General features: G+C 71.2%; 15 protein-coding genes. 8 read left to right on the forward strand and 7 right to left on the reverse strand.

Annotated elements, in window-relative coordinates; all coding sequences use genetic code 11:
• Nucleotides 1-107: 107 nt before the first annotated feature.
• From B072_RS0106855 to B072_RS0106870, 4 genes are all read left to right on the forward strand, one after another.
• Nucleotides 108-695 carry a TMEM165/GDT1 family protein gene (locus B072_RS0106855; protein ID WP_018529198.1) on the forward strand — a complete coding sequence of 196 codons (588 nt, stop codon included), beginning with the start codon at nt 108-110 and terminating at the stop codon, nt 693-695.
• Nucleotides 696-811: 116 nt separating this feature from the next.
• Nucleotides 812-1,408, forward strand: a complete 597-nt coding sequence (locus B072_RS0106860; RefSeq protein ID WP_234018810.1) for a TetR/AcrR family transcriptional regulator — start codon at nt 812-814, stop codon at nt 1,406-1,408.
• Nucleotides 1,405-3,069, forward strand: a complete 1,665-nt coding sequence (locus tag B072_RS0106865) for an FAD-binding dehydrogenase (protein ID WP_018529200.1) — start codon at nt 1,405-1,407, stop codon at nt 3,067-3,069. The genes B072_RS0106860 and B072_RS0106865 overlap by 4 nt, the downstream gene beginning before the upstream one ends.
• Nucleotides 3,066-3,866: an SDR family oxidoreductase gene (locus B072_RS0106870; RefSeq protein WP_018529201.1), complete on the forward strand. Its 801-nt coding sequence runs from the start codon at nt 3,066-3,068 to the stop codon at nt 3,864-3,866. The genes B072_RS0106865 and B072_RS0106870 overlap by 4 nt, the downstream gene beginning before the upstream one ends.
• 102 nt (nt 3,867-3,968) lie before the next feature.
• Here B072_RS0106870 and B072_RS0106875 read toward each other — a convergent pair whose 3' ends face one another.
• Together B072_RS0106875 and B072_RS0106880 are read right to left on the reverse strand one after the other, a co-directional pair.
• The gene (locus B072_RS0106875) at nt 3,969-4,763 is read right to left on the reverse strand and encodes a hypothetical protein (RefSeq protein ID WP_018529202.1); all 795 of its coding nucleotides are present in this window, start codon (nt 4,761-4,763) and stop codon (nt 3,969-3,971) included.
• Nucleotides 4,756-5,310: an RNA polymerase sigma factor gene (locus B072_RS0106880; protein ID WP_018529203.1), complete on the reverse strand. Its 555-nt coding sequence runs from the start codon at nt 5,308-5,310 to the stop codon at nt 4,756-4,758. Before B072_RS0106880 ends, B072_RS0106875 begins: the two co-directional genes overlap by 8 nt.
• A 144-nt stretch (nt 5,311-5,454) precedes the next feature.
• On the opposite strand from B072_RS0106880, the gene ctaD reads away from it, so the two are divergent.
• Both ctaD and B072_RS0106890 read left to right on the forward strand, forming a co-directional pair.
• The gene (gene ctaD, locus B072_RS0106885; protein ID WP_026245526.1) at nt 5,455-7,089 is read left to right on the forward strand and encodes a cytochrome c oxidase subunit I; all 1,635 of its coding nucleotides are present in this window, start codon (nt 5,455-5,457) and stop codon (nt 7,087-7,089) included.
• Nucleotides 7,086-7,412, forward strand: coding sequence for a hypothetical protein (locus B072_RS0106890; protein WP_018529205.1), 327 nt, complete (start codon nt 7,086-7,088; stop codon nt 7,410-7,412). The genes ctaD and B072_RS0106890 overlap by 4 nt, the downstream gene beginning before the upstream one ends.
• Nucleotides 7,413-7,894: 482 nt before the next feature.
• Here the strand turns inward: B072_RS0106890 and B072_RS42645 are convergent, their stop codons facing one another.
• Nucleotides 7,895-9,997: an MMPL family transporter gene (locus tag B072_RS42645; protein ID WP_018529206.1), complete on the reverse strand. Its 2,103-nt coding sequence runs from the start codon at nt 9,995-9,997 to the stop codon at nt 7,895-7,897.
• Between the two features lie 526 nt (nt 9,998-10,523).
• Here B072_RS42645 and B072_RS0106900 point away from each other — a divergent pair.
• Both B072_RS0106900 and B072_RS0106905 read left to right on the forward strand, forming a co-directional pair.
• Nucleotides 10,524-12,320, forward strand: a complete 1,797-nt coding sequence (locus B072_RS0106900) for a prolyl oligopeptidase family serine peptidase (RefSeq protein ID WP_026245527.1) — start codon at nt 10,524-10,526, stop codon at nt 12,318-12,320.
• Nucleotides 12,321-12,405: 85 nt separating this feature from the next.
• Nucleotides 12,406-13,170 carry an SURF1 family protein gene (locus B072_RS0106905; protein ID WP_018529208.1) on the forward strand — a complete coding sequence of 255 codons (765 nt, stop codon included), beginning with the start codon at nt 12,406-12,408 and terminating at the stop codon, nt 13,168-13,170.
• 146 nt (nt 13,171-13,316) lie between these two features.
• On the opposite strand, the gene B072_RS0106910 is transcribed toward B072_RS0106905, so the two are convergent.
• From B072_RS0106910 to B072_RS0106925, 4 genes are all read right to left on the reverse strand, one after another.
• Complete coding sequence (locus tag B072_RS0106910) at nt 13,317-14,426, reverse strand: hypothetical protein (RefSeq protein ID WP_018529209.1); 1,110 nt, start codon at nt 14,424-14,426, stop codon at nt 13,317-13,319.
• Between the two features lie 83 nt (nt 14,427-14,509).
• A complete protein-coding gene (locus B072_RS0106915; RefSeq protein ID WP_018529210.1) occupies nt 14,510-15,073 on the reverse strand; it encodes a SigE family RNA polymerase sigma factor in 564 nt (187 codons plus the stop codon).
• Nucleotides 15,074-15,563: 490 nt separating this feature from the next.
• The gene (locus B072_RS0106920; RefSeq protein ID WP_018529211.1) at nt 15,564-16,634 is read right to left on the reverse strand and encodes an aspartate-semialdehyde dehydrogenase; all 1,071 of its coding nucleotides are present in this window, start codon (nt 16,632-16,634) and stop codon (nt 15,564-15,566) included.
• Nucleotides 16,634-17,917 (reverse strand): aspartate kinase, encoded by a 1,284-nt coding sequence (locus tag B072_RS0106925; protein ID WP_018529212.1) that lies wholly within the window; start codon nt 17,915-17,917, stop codon nt 16,634-16,636. Before B072_RS0106925 ends, B072_RS0106920 begins: the two co-directional genes overlap by 1 nt.
• Nucleotides 17,918-17,950: the final 33 nt, after the last annotated feature.

Consider the following 17,950-nt stretch of genomic DNA (forward strand, 5'->3'; position numbering starts at 1 on the left):
CTTCGACCAGGCAGCCTGCCCATGTGCCGCTGCCGGGTCGAGTGGTCCCCCGGAGCGGGTGGGTTCACGGGCCCGGGCGCGGCCCGTACAGAGAGACCCGACCACCCATGCATCTCGATCCCCTGGCGATCGTCACCGCCTTCGGCCTGATCTTCCTCGCCGAACTCCCGGACAAGACCATGTTCGCCTCGCTGGCCATGGGCACCCGGATGAAGCCCCTGTACGTCTGGTTCGGGACGTCCGCCGCGTTCGCCGTGCACGTCGCCATCGCGGTCGGCGCCGGTTCGCTGCTCAGCCTGCTGCCCGGCTGGAGCGTGAAGCTGGTCTCCGGCCTGATGTTCCTGTTCGGCGCCTACATGCTGCTCAAGGGCGGCGACGACGAGGACGGCGACGACGAGGCGGGCGCGAAGACCGTGACCGGCTTCTGGCCCGTCTTCGGCACCGCCTTCATGGCCGTGTTCATCGGCGAGTGGGGCGACCTCACCCAGATCACCACCGCCAACCTGGCCGCCACGAACGGGACGTGGTCGACCGCCATCGGTTCGTTCGCCGCGCTGATCTCCGTCTCGGGCCTCGCGCTGATCGCGGGCCGGTTCATCGCCAAGCGCGTGCCGCTGAAGACGGTGCAGCGGGTGGGCGGTGTCTGCATGCTGGTGCTCGCCGCCTGGTCGTTCATCGAGATCTTCACCGGCTGAGCCGGGACGCGGGACTCTCGCCGGACCCTTGTGGATACAGGAACGTATCGAATACGTTCCTGTATCCATTTGCGTATCCGCCTACATGTCCGAGCGAGGTGAGGATGCCCGGCACGGTGACCAAACGGCGTGCCCGCACCCGGCAGCGGCTGCTCGACGCCGCGTTCCAGGTGTTCGCCGAGGAGGGCTTCGGCCGCTCCACCGTCGAACAGGTCTGTGAGCGAGCCGGGTTCACGCGCGGCGCCTTCTACTCGAACTTCTCCTCCCTCGACGAACTGTTCCTGGCCTTGTGGGAGGAGCGCTCGGCGCGGATGCTCGACGATGTGCGGGCTGCCCTCGCCGGGATCGACCCCCGTGACCCCGAGGCCGCGGTGCGGGCCGCCGTCGACGCCACACCGGTGGACGACGCCTGGTACCGGATCACCGCCGAGTTCACCGCGCACGCGCTGCGCAATCCGGGCCTGCGCCGGGTGATGGCCGCCCGGGAGACCGCGATCCGGGACGCGATCCTGCCGGTGTTCGCGGCCGCCCTGGCCCGGCTCGGACGGCGCGTCACCGATGAACAGGCCCTCGGTGACGCCCTGGTGGCCGTGCACGACGGAACCTCCGTGCAGGTACTGATGCGGCCCGGCGACACCGCCGTACGGGAACGCAGGCAGGCCCTGTTCATGAACGTACTCAACGCCTACAGCACACCGAGGGAGCAACCGTGAGTGACGCCAGTGCCGATGTCATCGTCGTGGGAGCCGGGCTCGCGGGGCTCGTCGCCACGTACGAACTCACCAAGGCGGGCAAGCGGGTGGTGCTCGTCGACCAGGAGAACGCGGCCAACCTGGGCGGGCAGGCCTTCTGGTCGCTCGGCGGGCTCTTCCTCGTCGACAGCCCCGAGCAGCGCCGCATGGGCATCAAGGACTCCTACGAGCTGGCCCTCGCCGACTGGATGGGCTCCGCCGGTTTCGACCGGGAGGTCGAGGACCGCTGGCCGCGCAAGTGGGCCGAGGCGTACGTGCGGTTCGCGGCCGGGGAGAAGCGCGACTACCTGTACGGGCTCGGGCTCAAGGTCACTCCGAACGTCGGCTGGGCCGAGCGCGGCGCCGGCACCGCGACCGGGCACGGCAACTCCGTGCCCCGCTTCCACCTCACCTGGGGCACGGGCCCGGAGGTCGTGCGGGTGTTCCGGGAGCCGGTGATGGAGGCGGCCGAGCGCGGCCTGGTCACCTTCAAGTACCGCCACCAGGTGGACGAGTTGATCGTGGAGGACGGCAAGGCGGTCGGCGTGCGCGGCTCGCTGCTCGCGCCCTCGGACGAGCCGCGCGGTGTCGCCTCGTCCCGCGAGGTCGTCGGCGACTTCGAGCTGCGGGCGCGGGCCGTCGTCGTCACCTCCGGCGGCATCGGCGGCAACCACGAACTGGTCAGGAAGAACTGGCCCGTCGAGCGGATGGGCGCCGCGCCCGAGTCGATGGTGACGGGCGTTCCCGCGTACGTCGACGGGCGGATGATCGAGATCACCGAGGGCGCCGGGGCCTCCGTCGTCAACCGCGACCGCATGTGGCACTACACGGAGGGCCTGAAGAACTGGGACCCGATCTGGCCCGGCCACGGGATCCGGATCATCCCGGGTCCGTCGTCGCTGTGGCTGGACGCCACCGGGCAGCGGCTGCCCGCGCCCCTCTTCCCCGGGCACGACACGCTCGCCACGCTCAAGCACATCACGGGGACGGGCCACGACCACACCTGGTTCATCCTGACCCGGGCCATCGTGGAGAAGGAGTTCGCGCTCTCCGGCAGCGAACAGAACCCCGACATCACCGGCAAGGACCTGAAGCTCGTGCTGCAGCGGGTGAAGAAGGGGGCGCCGGGCCCGGTGCAGGCGTTCCTCGACCACGGCGAGGACTTCGTCGTGCGCGAGAACCTGAAGGACCTGGTGGCGGGGATGAACGAGCTCACCCCGTCGACTCCCCTGGACTACGAGCAGGTCGAGCGGGAGATCGTCGCCCGGGACCGGGAGGTCGGCAACGGCTACTCCAAGGACCTCCAGCTCATGGCCGTGCGCAACGCGCGCTCGTACCTGTTCGACCGCATCACGCGCGTCGCCAAGCCGCACCGCCTGCTCGACCCGGCGCAGGGCCCGCTGATCGCCGTACGGCTGCACGTCCTGACCCGCAAGACGCTCGGCGGCCTGGAGACGAACCTCGACTCGCAGGTCGTGCACGAGGACGGCTCCGTCTTCGACGGGCTGTACGCGGCCGGGGAGGTCGCCGGGTTCGGCGGTGGCGGCGTCCACGGGTACAACGCGCTCGAAGGCACCTTCCTCGGCGGCTGCATCTTCTCCGGCCGGGCCGCGGGCCGCGCGCTGGCACGGAGCCTCGCGTGAGCGCCCGGGGCACGGCGCTGGTGACGGGCGCGTCGTCGGGCATCGGGGCGGCCGTCGCCGCCGCGCTGGTGGCACGCGGATACAAGGTGTACGGGACCAGCCGCAACCCGGAGAAGGTCAACGCCCCGGTGCGAGGCGTCACTTACCTCGCGCTCGACCTCTCCGACGAGGCGAGCATCGAGGCGTGCGCGGCGGCGGCCGGGGACGTCGACGTGCTGATCAACAACGCCGGCGAGTCGCAGAGCGGGCCCTTCGAGGAGCTGCCGATGGACGCCGTGCGGCGGCTCTTCCAGCTCAACGTGTTCGGGGCCGTGCGGCTCAGCCAGCTGCTGCTGCCCGGGATGCGGGAGCGGCGGCGCGGGCGGGTCGTCATGGTCGGTTCGATGCTGGCCAGCTTCCCGCTCGCCTACCGCTCGTCGTACGTCGCGTCGAAGGCCGCGATCAAGGGGTTCGCGCTCGCGGCGCGGCGGGAGTACGCGCCGTACGGGGTCGGCATCACGACCGTCGAGCCCGGCTCGATCGCCACCGGCATCAGCGAGCGGCGCACGCAGTACGTGGCGGACGGGTCGCCGTTCCGGGCCGCGTACGACACGATGCTCGCCGCGCTCAACCGCAACGAGGCGAACGGGATCTCCGCGGAGAAGGTCGCCGCGAAGGTGGTCTCCGCGGTGGAGGCGGGGCGGCCCCGGCCGCTGTACGCGGTGGGGAGCAATGCGCCGGTCGTCTTCGCGTTGCGGCGGGTGCTGTCGCGCGGCGCGGCCGAGCGGATGGTGGCGCGGCGGCACGGGTTGCGGTGACCTGCGGTTCGGCTGCGGGCCGGTGGGGGCTTCTCACGCCCCGCGGCGGAGCCGCTGATCGGCACAGCCCCCACCGGACCCGCACACGAAGGCGAACCCGCCCTACCTCTGCCACGCGCTGTACGCCAGCACGTCCCCCGACTCCGTGCGGATCGCCTCCAGGCCCAGGACGCGGCCGTCCCCCGGCGCCAGGATCAGCATGCGCCGCACCCCGGTGTCCCGGTCCGCGTAGACGTACGCCTGGCCGGACCGGCCGAGCCGGTCGGTGACCGCGCCGGCCGGTTCGAGCCCGTCGGCGTCGGCGAGGACCCGGGCCAGCGCGGCGGACTCCCGGGCGCCGAGCGTCCACGTGTCGAGCAACTCGTCCACGGCGTCGAGGAGTTGAGGGGTGCCGTCGTGGCGCAGGGCGTCGAGGTCGCGGCGCAGGACGTCGGCGGCGTGCGGCGAGGGCGTGGTGCGGGTCCGCGCCTGGACGCGGGGGGCGTCGCGCCCCGGTTCCCAGGTGTGGACGCGGGCGCCTTCGCGCAGCGCGGGCCGGCCGTCGCGGGCGGCGGCGTCGGCGCGGGCGGCGAGGGTGGTGAGCGGCAGCGCGGACGCCGGGGTGCGGAGGTCCAGCGGGGCTGGGGCGGCCGTCGCCGGGGGCGCGGCCACGTAGGAGAGTCCGAGGACGAGCAGCGCGGCGACCGCGCACACGGCGGCCTCGGCGCGCAGCACGAGGGTGCGGCGGGCGCGCCGGCCGCGGTGCAGGAGCTGGTTCAGGGCGCGTTCGGCGGTGTGGTGCAGGGGGCGGCCGTCGGCGTAGCGGGGGTCGCCGGCGGGGACGGGGTTCGCGGCGCGGAGCAGCGCCAGCTCGTCGAGGTCGTCCCAGGTGCCGTCGTGGCGCGGGTAGTCAGTCACGGGCGCGGTCTCCTGCGGTCACGGTCATGTTCATCCGGTCGATCTCGGCACGGAGGCGGCGCCGGGCCCGGTGCAGGCGCATCGCGGCGGCGCCGCGGCTGCACTCCAGGGCGACGGCCAGTTCGTCGACGCCGAGCTCCTCCCAGGTGGTCAGGCGCAGGGCCTCCTGGTCGGCGGGGTTCAGGCGGGCGAGGGCCTCGTGGATCCAGGCGCCGGGCGCCTCGGTGTCGGGGCCCGCGACGACGTGCCGGCGGTGGGCCGTCTCGTGGTGGCCGATGCGGTCGAGCAGGCGGCGCCGGCGGCCGAGGCCCCGCACGGTGTTGGCGAGGCAGTTGCGGGCGACGGCGTACAGCCAGGGCAGCGGCGTCTCGGGCGGGAGTTCCGCGCGGCGCCGCCACGCTATGGAGAAGACGTCGGCGACGACCTCCTCGACCTCGTGGGCGGCGCCGGGGTCGAGGCGGCGCGCCACGAAGCGGCTGACGGCCCAGTAGTGGGCGCGGTAGGCCGCCGCGAAGGCGTCGTCCGTCGGGTTCGTCCTCGTACTCATGCGGGTGCTGTCGCTGCTCGTGATGCGTCCGTGCTCATGGACCGTAGGTGTCCGGCTGTGCCCCGATGTTCACAGGTGGGGTGTGTGAGTTTTCCGGCGGGGGTGCGCCGTGACGCGCGGGGCGGGCCCGGACACGTACCGGGCATGAGAGGGACGAAAGGCTTCAAGGCGGTGCGGTGGCTGACCACCACCGATCACAAGACCATCGGCACGCTGTATCTGGTCACGGCGTTCGGGTTCTTCTGTCTGGGCGGGGTGCTCGCCCTGTTCATGCGGGCCGAACTGGCCCGCCCAGGAACCCAGATCATGTCGAACGAGCAGTTCAACCAGGCGTTCACGATGCACGGCACGATCATGCTGCTGATGTTCGCGACGCCGCTGTTCGCCGGGTTCGCGAACTGGATCATGCCGTTGCAGATCGGGGCGCCCGATGTGGCCTTCCCGCGGCTGAACATGTTCGCGTACTGGCTCTATCTGCTGGGTTCACTGATCGCGGTCGGCGGATTCCTCACCCCGCAAGGGGCGGCGGATTTCGGCTGGTTCGCGTACGCGCCGCTGTCGGACGCCGTCCATTCGCCGGGTATCGGCGCCGACATGTGGATCATGGGTCTGGCGTTCTCCGGGTTCGGCACGATCCTCGGGTCGGTCAACTTCATCACGACGATCGTGTGCATGCGCGCGCCGGGAATGACGATGTTCCGGCTGCCGATCTTCACGTGGAACGTGCTGCTGACGGGCGTCCTCGTGCTGCTCGCCTTCCCCGTGCTGGCCGCCGCGCTGTTCGCGCTCGAGGCGGACCGGAAATTCGGGGCGCACGTCTTCGACGCCGCGAACGGCGGCGCGTTGTTGTGGCAGCACCTCTTCTGGTTCTTCGGGCATCCGGAGGTGTACATCATCGCGCTGCCGTTCTTCGGGATCATCTCGGAGGTGATCCCGGTGTTCAGCCGCAAGCCGATGTTCGGCTACCAGGGTCTGGTGGGCGCGACGATCGCGATCGCGGGGCTCTCGGTGACGGTGTGGGCGCACCACATGTACGTCACGGGCGGGGTGCTGCTCCCCTTCTTCTCCTTCATGACGTTCCTGATCGCGGTGCCCACGGGGGTCAAGTTCTTCAACTGGATCGGGACGATGTGGCAGGGCTCGCTGTCGTTCGAGACACCGATGCTCTACGCGATCGGGTTCCTGATCACTTTCGCGTTCGGCGGGCTCACGGGCGTGATCCTGGCGGCGCCGCCGCTCGACTTCCATGTGGGCGAGACGTATTTCGTGGTGGCGCACTTCCATTACGTCATCTTCGGGACCGTCGTCTTCGCGATGTTCTCCGGATTCCATTTCTGGTGGCCGAAGTTCACGGGGAAGATGCTCGACGAGCGGCTGGGGAAGGTGACGTTCTGGACGCTGTTCGTCGGGTTCCACGGGACGTTTCTCGTGCAGCACTGGCTGGGTGCGCGGGGCATGCTGCGGCGGGTGCCCGACTATCTTGCGGTGGAGGGTCTCACCGGGCTCAACACGGTCTCGACGATCTTCTCGTTCGTCCTCGGCATGTCGTTCCTGCCGTTCCTCTACAACGTGTGGCGGACCGCGCAGTACGGGGTGCCGGTGGAGACCAATGACCCCTGGGGGTACGGGCGTTCACTGGAGTGGGTGACGTCGTGTCCGCCGCCGCGGCACAACTTCGTCGCGCTGCCGCGGATCCGGTCGGAGTCGCCGGCGTTCGATCTGCGGCACGGTGGCGCTGCCGCTGAGCCCGAGCCCGAGCTGGTGCGGGGTGCGCGGTGATCCGGGAGATCGAGGGCTACTTGATGGTGGAGGCCGCGCGTGCGGAGGGGCGGGTCGCGGCCCACCGGTTCACGGAACGGGTTCCTTGGCTGACCGAGACGCAGGCGGAGGATGTCCAACGGGCCTATGTCGACGCCTACTTGAGCCTTCGGCGGGAGCTGTGGCGGGAGGCGGTCGGGCGGGCCGGTTCGTTGCGCGGGGAGTACGAGGAGCGGTACCGGGTGCTGCGGGCACGGGTGGTTGCCGGGGCGTTGTTCCTCGGGGTCGGGGGTGCGGGAGTGGCCGGGATCGTGGTGCGGATGCTGATGGTGGGCGGCGCGTAGGGCTCCGCCGGGTGCGGGTGGGGGGGCCGGCACTTTCGCGTGTGCCGGGTGCGCTTGTTCAGCGGGTGCGGGTGGTGGCGGCCGGCACCTTCGCGCCTGCCGGGTGCGCTTGTTCGCCGGGTGCGGGTGGTGGCGGCCGGCACCTTCGCGCCTGCCGGGTGCGCTTGTTCAGCGGGTGCGGCCCGGTGGGGACTTCTCGCGCCCCGCGGCGGAGCCGCTGATCGGCACAGCCCCGCGCCCCTGAAAGCCGGCTTCGTCGACGCGTGACGGCCGGTGGGGACTTCTCGCGCCGTTCCCCGCGCCCCTGAAGCGAGCTTCGCTCGCCCAGGGGAGGCTGCGCGGAGCGCATGCCTCAGGGGCGCGGGGAACTGCGCGAAGCAGGGCCACCGGCCGTCGGATCGCGACGAAGCGCCCGTGGGGCAGACGCGGATCTTTCAGGGGCGCGGGGAACTGCGCGACCAGCCACGACGTAACCCGCACCACTACTTGTGACGGTCCCCATGGCCCGGCCACCACGCCGCGTGGCCGATCAGGGCCGTCAGGGCCGGGGTGAACACCATCGCCATCACGAACGCCGCGATCACGATGCCGAAGGACAGCGCGAACCCCATCTGGGAGAGCGTGGAGTTGCCGGCCAGCATCAGCGTCGCGAAGGTGCCGGCCAGGATGACGCCCGCCGAGGCGATCGTCGGCCCGGAGTGCCGCACCGCCGTGCCCGCCGCCTCGTGCGGGCTCCTGCCCGCGCGGGCCTCCTCGCGCAGCCGGGACACCATCAGGATGTTGTAGTCCGTGCCGAGCGCGACCACGAACAAGTACATGATCACCGGGAGCATGAACATCAGCCCCGGCTGACTGCCGATCTGCGTGAAGAGGAAGGACGTCGCCCCGAGCGTCGCGCCGAAGCCGAGCGCCACCGACACCATCAGGTACCAGGGCGCGACCAGGCTGCGCAGGAGCAGTCCGAGGATGACCATGATGCAGAGCGCGGCGACGGGGAAGACCACCGAATAGTCCCGGTCCACCGCCTTGTTGATGTCGACGTACACCGCGGTGATGCCGCCGACCAGCGCCCGCGTCCCCTCCGGCGCGTCCGCGTGGGCGGCCGGGCGCAGGTCGTCCTTGACCGTGTCCATCGCCGCTTCGGAGGCGGGCGGATCGTCGAGTACGACGCTGAAGGCCGCGGCGGTGCCGTCCTTGCTCGGCGTGGCGGCGGAGACCGTGCCGACGCCGTCGACATCGGCCAGGGACTTCCGGAACTCCGCCGTCATGGCCGCCGTCAGGGGCGTGTCCGCCGACGTCGACGTCAGGTAGACGCTCGTCGGGTCGGTCGTGCCCGCGGGGAAGCCCTTCTCCAGGTTCTGCAGGGCGACCATCGACTCCTTCGTCTTGGGCAGGGAGGACGTCGACAGGTCGAAGTTGGCCTTGTAGCCGAGGGCGCCCAGGGCCAGTACGCCCATGAAGAGCGCCGACACCAGGGCCCACACGGCGGGCCGGCGGGCGATCGAGGCGCCGAGCTTGGCGAAGCCCGCGCCCTGCGGTTCGCGCTGCCAGGACTTGGAGGGCCAGAAGACCTTGGTGCCGAGGAGGGAGACCACGGCCGGGACGAGGGTCAGGCCCGCGCACAGGGTCACGAACACGGCGATGGCGAGGGCCGGGCCCATCGACCTGAGCATGCCGAGGGTGGAGAGCGCGAGCGCGGCGAAGGCGACGATGACCGCGCCGGCCGCCGAGGTGATGGCTTCGCCGACCCGTTCCACGGCGTGCACCATGCCGCTCTTGGGGTCCTCCCCCGCCCGGAGCGCCTCGCGGTATCTGAACAGCAGGAACAGGATGTAGTCCGTGCCGACGCCGAACAGGACGACGGTGAGCAGTTCCTGGATCGAGGAGTCCGCCTTCATGTCGAACGCCTTGTTGGCGGAGGCGATCAGGCCGGTCGCGAGCGGCGAGATGAGGCCGATCAGAACCACCGGGAGCAGCGCGATGATGGGGCTGCGGAAGATCAGCAGGAGCAGCACGACGATGATGACGATCGTGCCGACGCCGACGAGGAGGCCCGCGCGCTCGGAGGCCTCGGACTCGTCGAGGGCGGTGGCGGCGGAGCCGGTGACGCCGGCCGTGAGGTCCGTGCCGTCGATCGCCTGCTGGAGGTCGGTGCGCAGGGTCTTCACCGCGTCCTGCTCGGACGTGTCGGCGGGGTCCGTCAGCTTCGGCATGGCGACCATCGAGGTCTGGACGAGCCGGTTCGGGGACGGCTGTCCGGGGACGACGGCCTCCACCTTCGGGATGTCCTTGGCCGTCAACTCCCGCGATACGCGGATGACTTCGGCGGAGTCGGCGGCGGTCATCCGCTTGCCGTCGGCGCGCTGGAAGACGATGACGGCGCCGATGTTCTGCTGCTTGGGGAACTCGGACTCCTGGACGGCGGACGCCTCGATCGACTCGTAGGAGTCGGGCAGGAAGCTCGCCTCGTCGGAGCTGGAGGTCAGCTTGGGGGCCAGGGAGATCACGGCGGCCGCCACGACGACCCAGCCGAGGATGACCCACCAGGGCCTGCGGACCACGAACCGCCCGAGGCTTTCGAACATCGCTCACGTCTCCCGTCGCCGCCCCCGGGTCACCCGGCCAGCCTCACCCGGACGGCCGGGGTCCGCCACTCGGGGCGCCGGCAGGACCATGGGCATGCGGCACGTGCCTCCCGGCCGACGGACGGCATCACTCCGCAACCCGGTTTCACAGATATATGCGCGAGGTATTCCGGGGCGGTGCTCGCGGGCGTACATTCCCTTCACCGTCGGCGTACCGGGGGACGCACGGATGAGCGATGTCGGTGCTGTTCATCCTCCATCGCGGCTCTCTGCGCGCCCGTCGGCGCATGGCAGGCACAAGCTCAGCGGGAGCACCTGCGGGCGGACCCGGCCGCTCCCCTCGGAACCCACCCCCCGGCCGGGTCACGCCGTGCCCGCCCTGCGTTTTCACCGCGCCCCGAGGCCAGGTCACCTGCCAGGCTCCGGGCACGAGCGCCTGTCCTGGGCCACGGAACCCCTCCCCGGCCCCGTTCCTCGATCGCCGGAGGGTCTTGTCCGGGCGGTGCGGGCAGGCACTATGGGGGCCATGAGTGACAGCAACGGGTCCATGCCCGACTGGGAGAAGCGTTTCCGGGCGCCGCGGGTGTCCCTGCCCGACTGGGCCGAGGACGCCCCGGACCACTCCCTGTTCGTGTCGAACGCCACGGGGACGTACGAGCTCTACGCGTGGGACCGGGCGACGGACACCCAGCGCCGGGCGACGGACCGGGCGAACGGGACGACGGACGGGGTGCTCTCCCCCGACGGCGCGTGGATCTGGTGGTTCAACGACAAGGACGGGGACGAGTTCGGCGTCTGGCTGCGCCAGCCCTTCGCCGGCGGCCCGGACACCGAGGCGGTCCCGGGCCTGGAGCCCTCCTACCCGGCGGGGCTCGCCATCGGCCGCGACGGGCACACGGCGGTCGTCGGCCGGTCCACGGACGAGGACGGGACGACGATCCATGTCGTGCGGCCGGGTTCCGACGAGCCCGTGGAGATCTACCGGCACCGCGAGTCCGCGGGCGTCGGCGACCTGAGCCACGACGGCACCCTGATCGCGATCGAGCACACCGAGCACGGCGACGCGATGCACTCGGCGCTGCGCGTCGTCCGGCTCGACGGGTCGACCGTCGCCGAGCTCGACGACACCAGGGGCGGCGAGGAGGAGCTGGGCCTCGAAGTGCTCGGCTTCGCGCCCGTGGAGGGCGACACCCGGCTCCTCGTCGGGCACCAGCGGCGCGGCCGCTGGGAGCCGATGGTGTGGGACATCGCCTCCGGCGAGCAGACCGACCTCGCCCTCGACCTGCCGGGCGACGTGTCGGCGGAGTGGTACCAGGACGGCTCGGCCCTGCTGATCGCCCACGAGTTCGAGGCCCGCGGCGACCTGTGGCGGTACGAGTTCGCGACCGGCGCGCTGACGAAGATCGACACCCCGCCCGGCACGGTCTCCGGCGCCACGGTCCGGCCCGACGGCAGCGTCGAGTACCTGTGGTCGTCGGCAGCCCAGCCGCCGGTCGTCCGCTCGACCACGGGCGACGTCGTCCTCGATCCGCCCGGCCCGCGCGCCCCCGCGTCCGTGCCGGTGGAGGACGTGTGGGTGGAGGGTCCCGGCGGCCGCATCCACGCCCTCGTACAGAAGCCGGCGGGCGCGAGCGGCCCGCTGCCCACCGTCTTCGAGATCCACGGCGGCCCCACCTGGCACGACTCGGACTCCTTCGCGGCGGGCCCGGCGGCCTGGATCGACCACGGGTACGCGGTGGTCCGGGTCAACTACCGCGGCTCGACCGGCTACGGCCGGGAGTGGACGGACGCGCTCAAGCACCGCGTCGGCCTGATCGAGCTGGAGGACATCGCGGCGGTGCGGGAGTGGGCGGTCACGTCCGGCCTCGCCGACCCCGAGCGTCTCGTCCTGGCCGGCGGCTCCTGGGGCGGCTACCTCACCCTGCTCGGCCTCGGCACCCAGCCGGGCGCCTGGGCGGTGGGCCTCGCGGCGGTCCCGGTCGCGGACTACGTCACGGCGTACGAGGACGAGATGGAGGCCCTCAAGGCCCTCGACCGCACGCTCTTCGGCGGCTCCCCCGAGGAGGTGCCGGACCGCTTCACGGCGTCGTCCCCGCTCACGTACGTCGACGACGTGAAGGCCCCGGTCTACCTCTCGGCGGGGCTCAACGACCCGCGCTGCCCGATCCGCCAGATCGACAACTACGTGGCCCGGCTCGCGGCCCGCGACGCCGTGCACGAGGTGTACCGGTACGACGCCGGGCACGGCTCCCTCGTCGTCGACGAGCGCATCAAGCAGGTCGCGCTCGAACTGGACTTCGCGCGGCGCCACTTGCCGAGCTGACACCGCGGCCGGCCGTACGTCCCGCCCGGCATGAGGTGGGGGGTCGCAGGAAAGGGCTTTATATCGGACCCGTACCGTGGAAGGCGTGTACCGGTTCCTGCTGACCCCCCGCTGGCTGGGGATCCACCTCTTCGTGCTGCTCGCGATCCCCTTCTGCGTCTTCATGGGCTCGTGGCAGCTCGGCCGTTTCGAGGACCGGGTGCAGGACCACCGGTCCGCGACGGAACAGACCAGGACGGACAAGAAGGCCGCGGCCGAGCCGCTCGCCTCGCTGCTGCCCGTCACCACCGAGACCTCCGGCAAGCGGGCCACCACGACCGGCCACTACGCCAAGCAGCTCCTGGTCCCGAACCGCGACCTGGACGGCCGCGACGGCTACTACGTCGTGACGCTGCTCAAGGTCGACGGCACCGGCAAGGCGCTGCCGGTGGTCCGCGGCTGGCTGCCCGGCACGGCGTCCGCCGCGAAGGCGCCCGCCCCGCCGAAGGGCGACGTCACGGTGGTCGGCGCGCTCCAGGCGTCCGAGTCGCAGGGCTCGAACGGGGTGACCGCGGCCGGCGGCCTGCCCTCCGGTCAGCTCGGCATGATCAGCGCGGCGTCCCTGGTGAACGTCGTGCCGTACGACGTCTACGACGCCTGGGTCACGCTCGACAAGGCGGACGCCACCATGACGGCGGTCCCGGCCACCGCCCCCTCGGGCAGCGGCCTGGACCTGAAGGCGTTCCAGAACCTCGGCTACACCGGCGAATGGTTCGTCTTCGCGGGCTTCGTGGTCTTCATGTGGTTCCGCCTGGTCCGCCGGGAGGCCGAAGCCCTCCGCGACGCGGAGCTGGGCGTGGCCACCTCCTAGGGCCAAACTCCCGTCTGCCTCGCGACGCCTGGCACGTGCTCTCCCAAGCTCTCAACTCCGTTCGAGCAGGGGAGACCCCGTTGACGCCGCGAGGCCGCCCTCCGGGCGACGACGGGAGCGTGAAGACAGGCCCTAGGACCTCACGGTCACGACGCGGGCAGCAGCCCCGTCCGGTACACGGTTCCCGCACACGCGTCGGGGATCGTCGCGGCGGCGGCAGGCGCTCCGGGCTCCGCCGTGTGCGACACGACGACGCTGCCGTCCTCGGTCCCCTCTGACCCCAACTGCGTCGCCAGCTGCGCGGTGTCCGCGCTGTCCCCGGCCGTCGGCGTCGTGTCGCCGCTCGTCGACGGGGAGGGCGAGGGCTCCTCGCCACCGCCGGTGCCTCCGCTGCCGCCCCCCGCGGGGGTGCACGGCGCGGACGGCACCCAGGCGAACCGCACCTCGTACGCCTTGCCGGGCTCCAGCACCAGCTGGCTCGGCTCGGTCGACGGGTCGGGCAGACCTGCCGCCCGGTCGCCGGAGGTGTGGTCGACGACGCTCACCTTGGCCGGGTCGGCCGCGCCCTGGGCGATGGTGACGAGGCTGCCGCCGCTGTCCACCGTGCAGTTGTCGGTGGAGGTGTTGGTGACGCGGAAGGAGCCGTAGACCGTGCCGCCCGCGTCGGGCTGGCCGACGGTCGGCACCGGGGTGCCCAGCTCGTTCGCGTCACAGGTCGGGGAGGACGCGGCGGCCGTGGACGCCGGATCGGTGCCCGCGGTCGCGCCGCTGCCCGAGCCCTTGCCCTGGTCGCCCTTCTTGCCCTTGTTCCCGTCCTTGCCCTTGTCCTTGGAGTGCGAGGGCGAGCCGGCGGAGTCGTGACCGCCGGCTCCGGCGGATTTTCCCGAGCCGCCGCTGCCCTGGGTCGCCGTGCTGTTGCCCGCGATGGAGGGCCGGTCGCCGGAGGTCGTCGAGTTCGTCACGTGCAGCACCGCGGGCACCGCCATCGCGACGAAGACGCCGGCGGCGATGGCGCCGACGGTGGCCTGCCGCCTGCGGGCCCGCCGCGCCGGTACCGCCCGGCGCAGATGGTCGAGTGCCGCGTCCGTGTTACCGGGAGGGCCGATCTCCGCGACGGCCTGCCGCATCATGCGCCGCAGTGCGAGTTCGTCGTCTCCGAGGCCGGCGCCGGAATCGGCACCGGTCCCGCCGTGGGGCTCGGAGCCGCTCGCGTCGTCGGCCGCCGCATCGGCCGGACGACGGGGTCCGTCGTTCACAGTTGAGTTCCCAGCATGTCGGTCCTGCGTGTGCTGCTCGTGCGTACCGGGCCAGTCGTCCGGCTCACGGGGGGTGGCAGGGCTCATACCGGCTCCTCCATGGCGACCCGCAGGGCCGCGATACCGCGAGAGCCGTACGCCTTCACCGAGCCGAGGGATATCCCGAGCGCCTCGGCGACCTGAGCCTCGGTCATGTCCGCGAAATAGCGCAGGACGAGGACCTCGCGCTGGCGCCGCTGCAGGCCCTTGAGCGCCTTCTTCAGGGCGTCGCGCTCCAGAAGGTCGTACGCACCCTCCTCCGCGCTCGCCATGTCGGGCATCGGCTTGGTGAGCAGCTTCAGGCCGAGGATGCGCCGACGCAGCGTGGACCGCGACAGGTTCACGACCGTCTGGCGCAGATACGCGAGCGTCTTCTCCGGGTCGCGCACTCTCTTGCGCGCCGAGTGGACGCGGATGAACGCCTCCTGGACGACGTCCTCGCAGGAGGCGGTGTCGTCGAGGAGCAGCGCCGCGAGCCCCAGCAGGGAGCGGTAATGGGCGCGATACGTCTCGGTGAGGTGATCGACTGTGGTGCCGGCCGCCATCGTCTCGTCAGCGCCCTGCAGTTGCGCCGGTATGCGCGCGGGCATGGGGGCGATCACCGGCATGCCGCCGGGCGCGCCCCCGCGGGGACGACGCACACCAAGGGGTGGGCGCAGGGCCGCTGCGCCCCTCGCCTGTACCGCTGTGAATTCCAGTACCTCTGCTGCCACGACTGTTGGACACGCTTCCCCCCGTCAGGGTTGTACGCGTCCGGCGCCCCATTTGCGACAGACTTCGCCACCGTCACCGCTGGCGCCGCGTCAAATGCCGACATGCGTACCTGCTCTTCCCCTATGCCCTTGGTTGCTCTGTGCGAGACGACACCTCGGAAGGGCGCCCGCAAAGACGCTCCCCGTCCTGCATGCGGTTGCAGAACGGGGAGGGGAATCTTCGAACGCTCCAAGGCCCCGGTTCAAGTGGTATGGACCAGCGCCACATACACAGAACCTACACAGATCTTAGGAGTCGATCCGAATATGGGAAGGGGCGGCCCGCAGTGCGGACGGAGACGAACGGTGGCAGATACACACAAGGCTGGACAGGCCGTGCCGGGGGTCACGCCCCGCTGAACTCGGCCGCCACCAGTTCGGCGATCTGCACGGTGTTCAGCGCGGCCCCCTTGCGCAGGTTGTCCCCGCACACGAAGAGTTCGAGCCCGGCCGGATCGTCGAGCGAGCGCCGCACGCGGCCCACCCACGTCGGGTCGGTGCCCACCACGTCGGCGGGCGTGGGGAACTCCCCCGCGGCCGGGTTGTCGAAGAGCACGACGCCGGGCGCGGTGGCGATGATCTCGCGCGCCTTGTCCACGGTGACCTCGCGCTGGAAGCGGGCATGGACGGTCAGGGAGTGCGTCGTGACGACGGGCACCCGGACACAGGTCACGGCGACCCTCAGGTCGGGCAGCCCGAGGATCTTGCGGGACTCGTCCCGCACCTTCATCTCCTCCGAGGAGTAGCCGCCCTCGGCGAGCGACCCGGCCCACGGCACGACGTTCAGCGCGACGGGCTCGGGGAACGGCCCGGTCCGGTCGCCGACGACACGTCGTACGTCACCGGGGCTGGTCCCCAGTTCCATCCCCGCGACGAGGGAGAGCTGCGCGCGCAGCGTCTCGACGCCGGCCCGGCCGGCCCCGCTCACCGCCTGGTACGAGGAGACGACCAGCTCGTGCAGCCCGAACTCGGCGTGCAGCGCGCCGACCGCCACGATCATCGACAGGGTCGTGCAGTTGGGGCTCGCGACGATGCCGCGCGGCCGCACGCGCGCGGCGTGCGGATTGACCTCGGGGACGACGAGCGGAACGTCGGCGTCCATCCGGAAGGCGGCCGAGTTGTCGACGACGACGGCGCCCTTGGACACGGCGATCGGCGCCCACCGGGCGGCCACCTCGTCGGGTACGTCGAACAGCGCGACGTCGACCCCGTCGAGCGCGGACTCCGCCAGCGCGAGGACCTCGACCTCCTCGCCGCGCACGGTGAGCTTGCGCCCGGCCGAGCGGGGCGAGGCGATCAGCCGGATCTCGCCCCAGATGTCCGCGTGCTGCGACAGGATCTGCAGCAGAACGGCGCCGACGCTCCCGGTCGCTCCCACGACCGCGAGCGTCGGACGCCCTGCCAGAGTTTCGGCCATCAGCGGCCGGTGCCTCCGTAGACCACGGCCTCGTCGGAGTCCGAGTCGAGTCCGAAGGCGGAGTGCACGGCGCGCACGGCCTCGTTCACGTCGTCGGCACGCGTGACGACGGAGATGCGGATCTCCGAGGTGGAGATCAGCTCGATGTTGACGCCCGCGTCGGTCAGCGCCTCGAAGAACCCGGCCGTGACACCCGGGTTCGTCTTCATACCGGCGCCCACGAGGGAGATCTTGGCGATCTGGTCGTCGTAGCGCAGGGACTCGAAGCCGACGTTGGCCTTCTGCTTCTCCAGGGCGTCGATGGCCTTGCGGCCCTCGGTCTTGGGGAGCGTGAAGGAGATGTCCGTCAGCCCGGTGGACGCGGCGGAGACGTTCTGGACGATCATGTCCAGGTTGATCTCGGCGTCCGCGACGGCCCGGAAGATCTTCGCGGCCTCGCCCGGCTTGTCCGGGACGCCGACGACGGTGACCTTCGCCTCGGAGGTGTCGTGCGCGACACCGGAGATGATCGCCTGCTCCACGGACTCTGCCCCTTGCTTCTTCACGAGCGGTTCGTTGCTGACCCAGGTGCCCTGCAGCCCGCTGAAGCTGGACCGCACGTGGATCGGGATGTTGTAGCGGCGGGCGTACTCCACGCAGCGGTGGAGCAGCACCTTCGAACCGGAGCTGGCGAGCTCCAGCATGTCCTCGAAGGAGATCCAGTCGATCTTCCGCGCCTTCTTCACGACGCGCGGGTCGGCGGTGAACACGCCGTCGACGTCCGTGTAGATCTCGCAGACCTCGGCGTCGAGCGCGGCGGCCAGGGCGACGGCCGTCGTGTCGGACCCACCGCGACCGAGCGTGGTGATGTCCTTCTTGTCCTGCGACACACCCTGGAACCCGGCGACGATGGCGATGTTGCCGTCGTCCAGGGACTCCTTGATACGCCCCGGCGTGACGTCGATGATCCGGGCTTTGTTGTGCACCGAGTCGGTGATGACGCCGGCCTGACTGCCCGTGAACGACTGGGCCTCGTGGCCCAGGTTTTTGATCGCCATGGCCAGCAGGGCCATGGAGATCCGCTCTCCGGCGGTCAGCAGCATGTCGAACTCTCGTCCGGCAGGAATCGGAGATACCTGCTCGGCGAGATCGATCAACTCGTCCGTCGTGTCGCCCATCGCGGACACCACGACAACCACCTGGTTGCCGTTCTTCTTGGCGTCCACAATGCGCTTGGCGACCCGCTTGATGCCCTCGGCATCTGCAACGGAGGAGCCTCCGTACTTCTGCACGACAAGGCCCACGTGCGCTCCTCGCTCAGTCCGTCTGTCACCGCA

Origin of the sequence: Streptomyces sp. HmicA12 (genome assembly GCF_000373565.1) — a bacterium.
Lineage (GTDB): Bacteria > Actinomycetota > Actinomycetes > Streptomycetales > Streptomycetaceae > Streptomyces.

Coding starts and splice junctions, on each gene's coding strand:
- B072_RS0106880 (WP_018529203.1), bottom strand. CDS start 5,310: ATGAGTACGAGGACGAACCCGACGGACGACGCCTTCGCGGCGGCCTAC.
- B072_RS0106920 (WP_018529211.1), bottom strand. CDS start 16,634: ATGGCCGAAACTCTGGCAGGGCGTCCGACGCTCGCGGTCGTGGGAGCG.
- B072_RS0106855 (WP_018529198.1), top strand. CDS start 108: ATGCATCTCGATCCCCTGGCGATCGTCACCGCCTTCGGCCTGATCTTC.
- ctaD (WP_026245526.1), top strand. CDS start 5,455: ATGAGAGGGACGAAAGGCTTCAAGGCGGTGCGGTGGCTGACCACCACC.
- B072_RS42645 (WP_018529206.1), bottom strand. CDS start 9,997: ATGTTCGAAAGCCTCGGGCGGTTCGTGGTCCGCAGGCCCTGGTGGGTC.
- B072_RS0106915 (WP_018529210.1), bottom strand. CDS start 15,073: ATGCCGGTGATCGCCCCCATGCCCGCGCGCATACCGGCGCAACTGCAG.
- B072_RS0106900 (WP_026245527.1), top strand. CDS start 10,524: ATGAGTGACAGCAACGGGTCCATGCCCGACTGGGAGAAGCGTTTCCGG.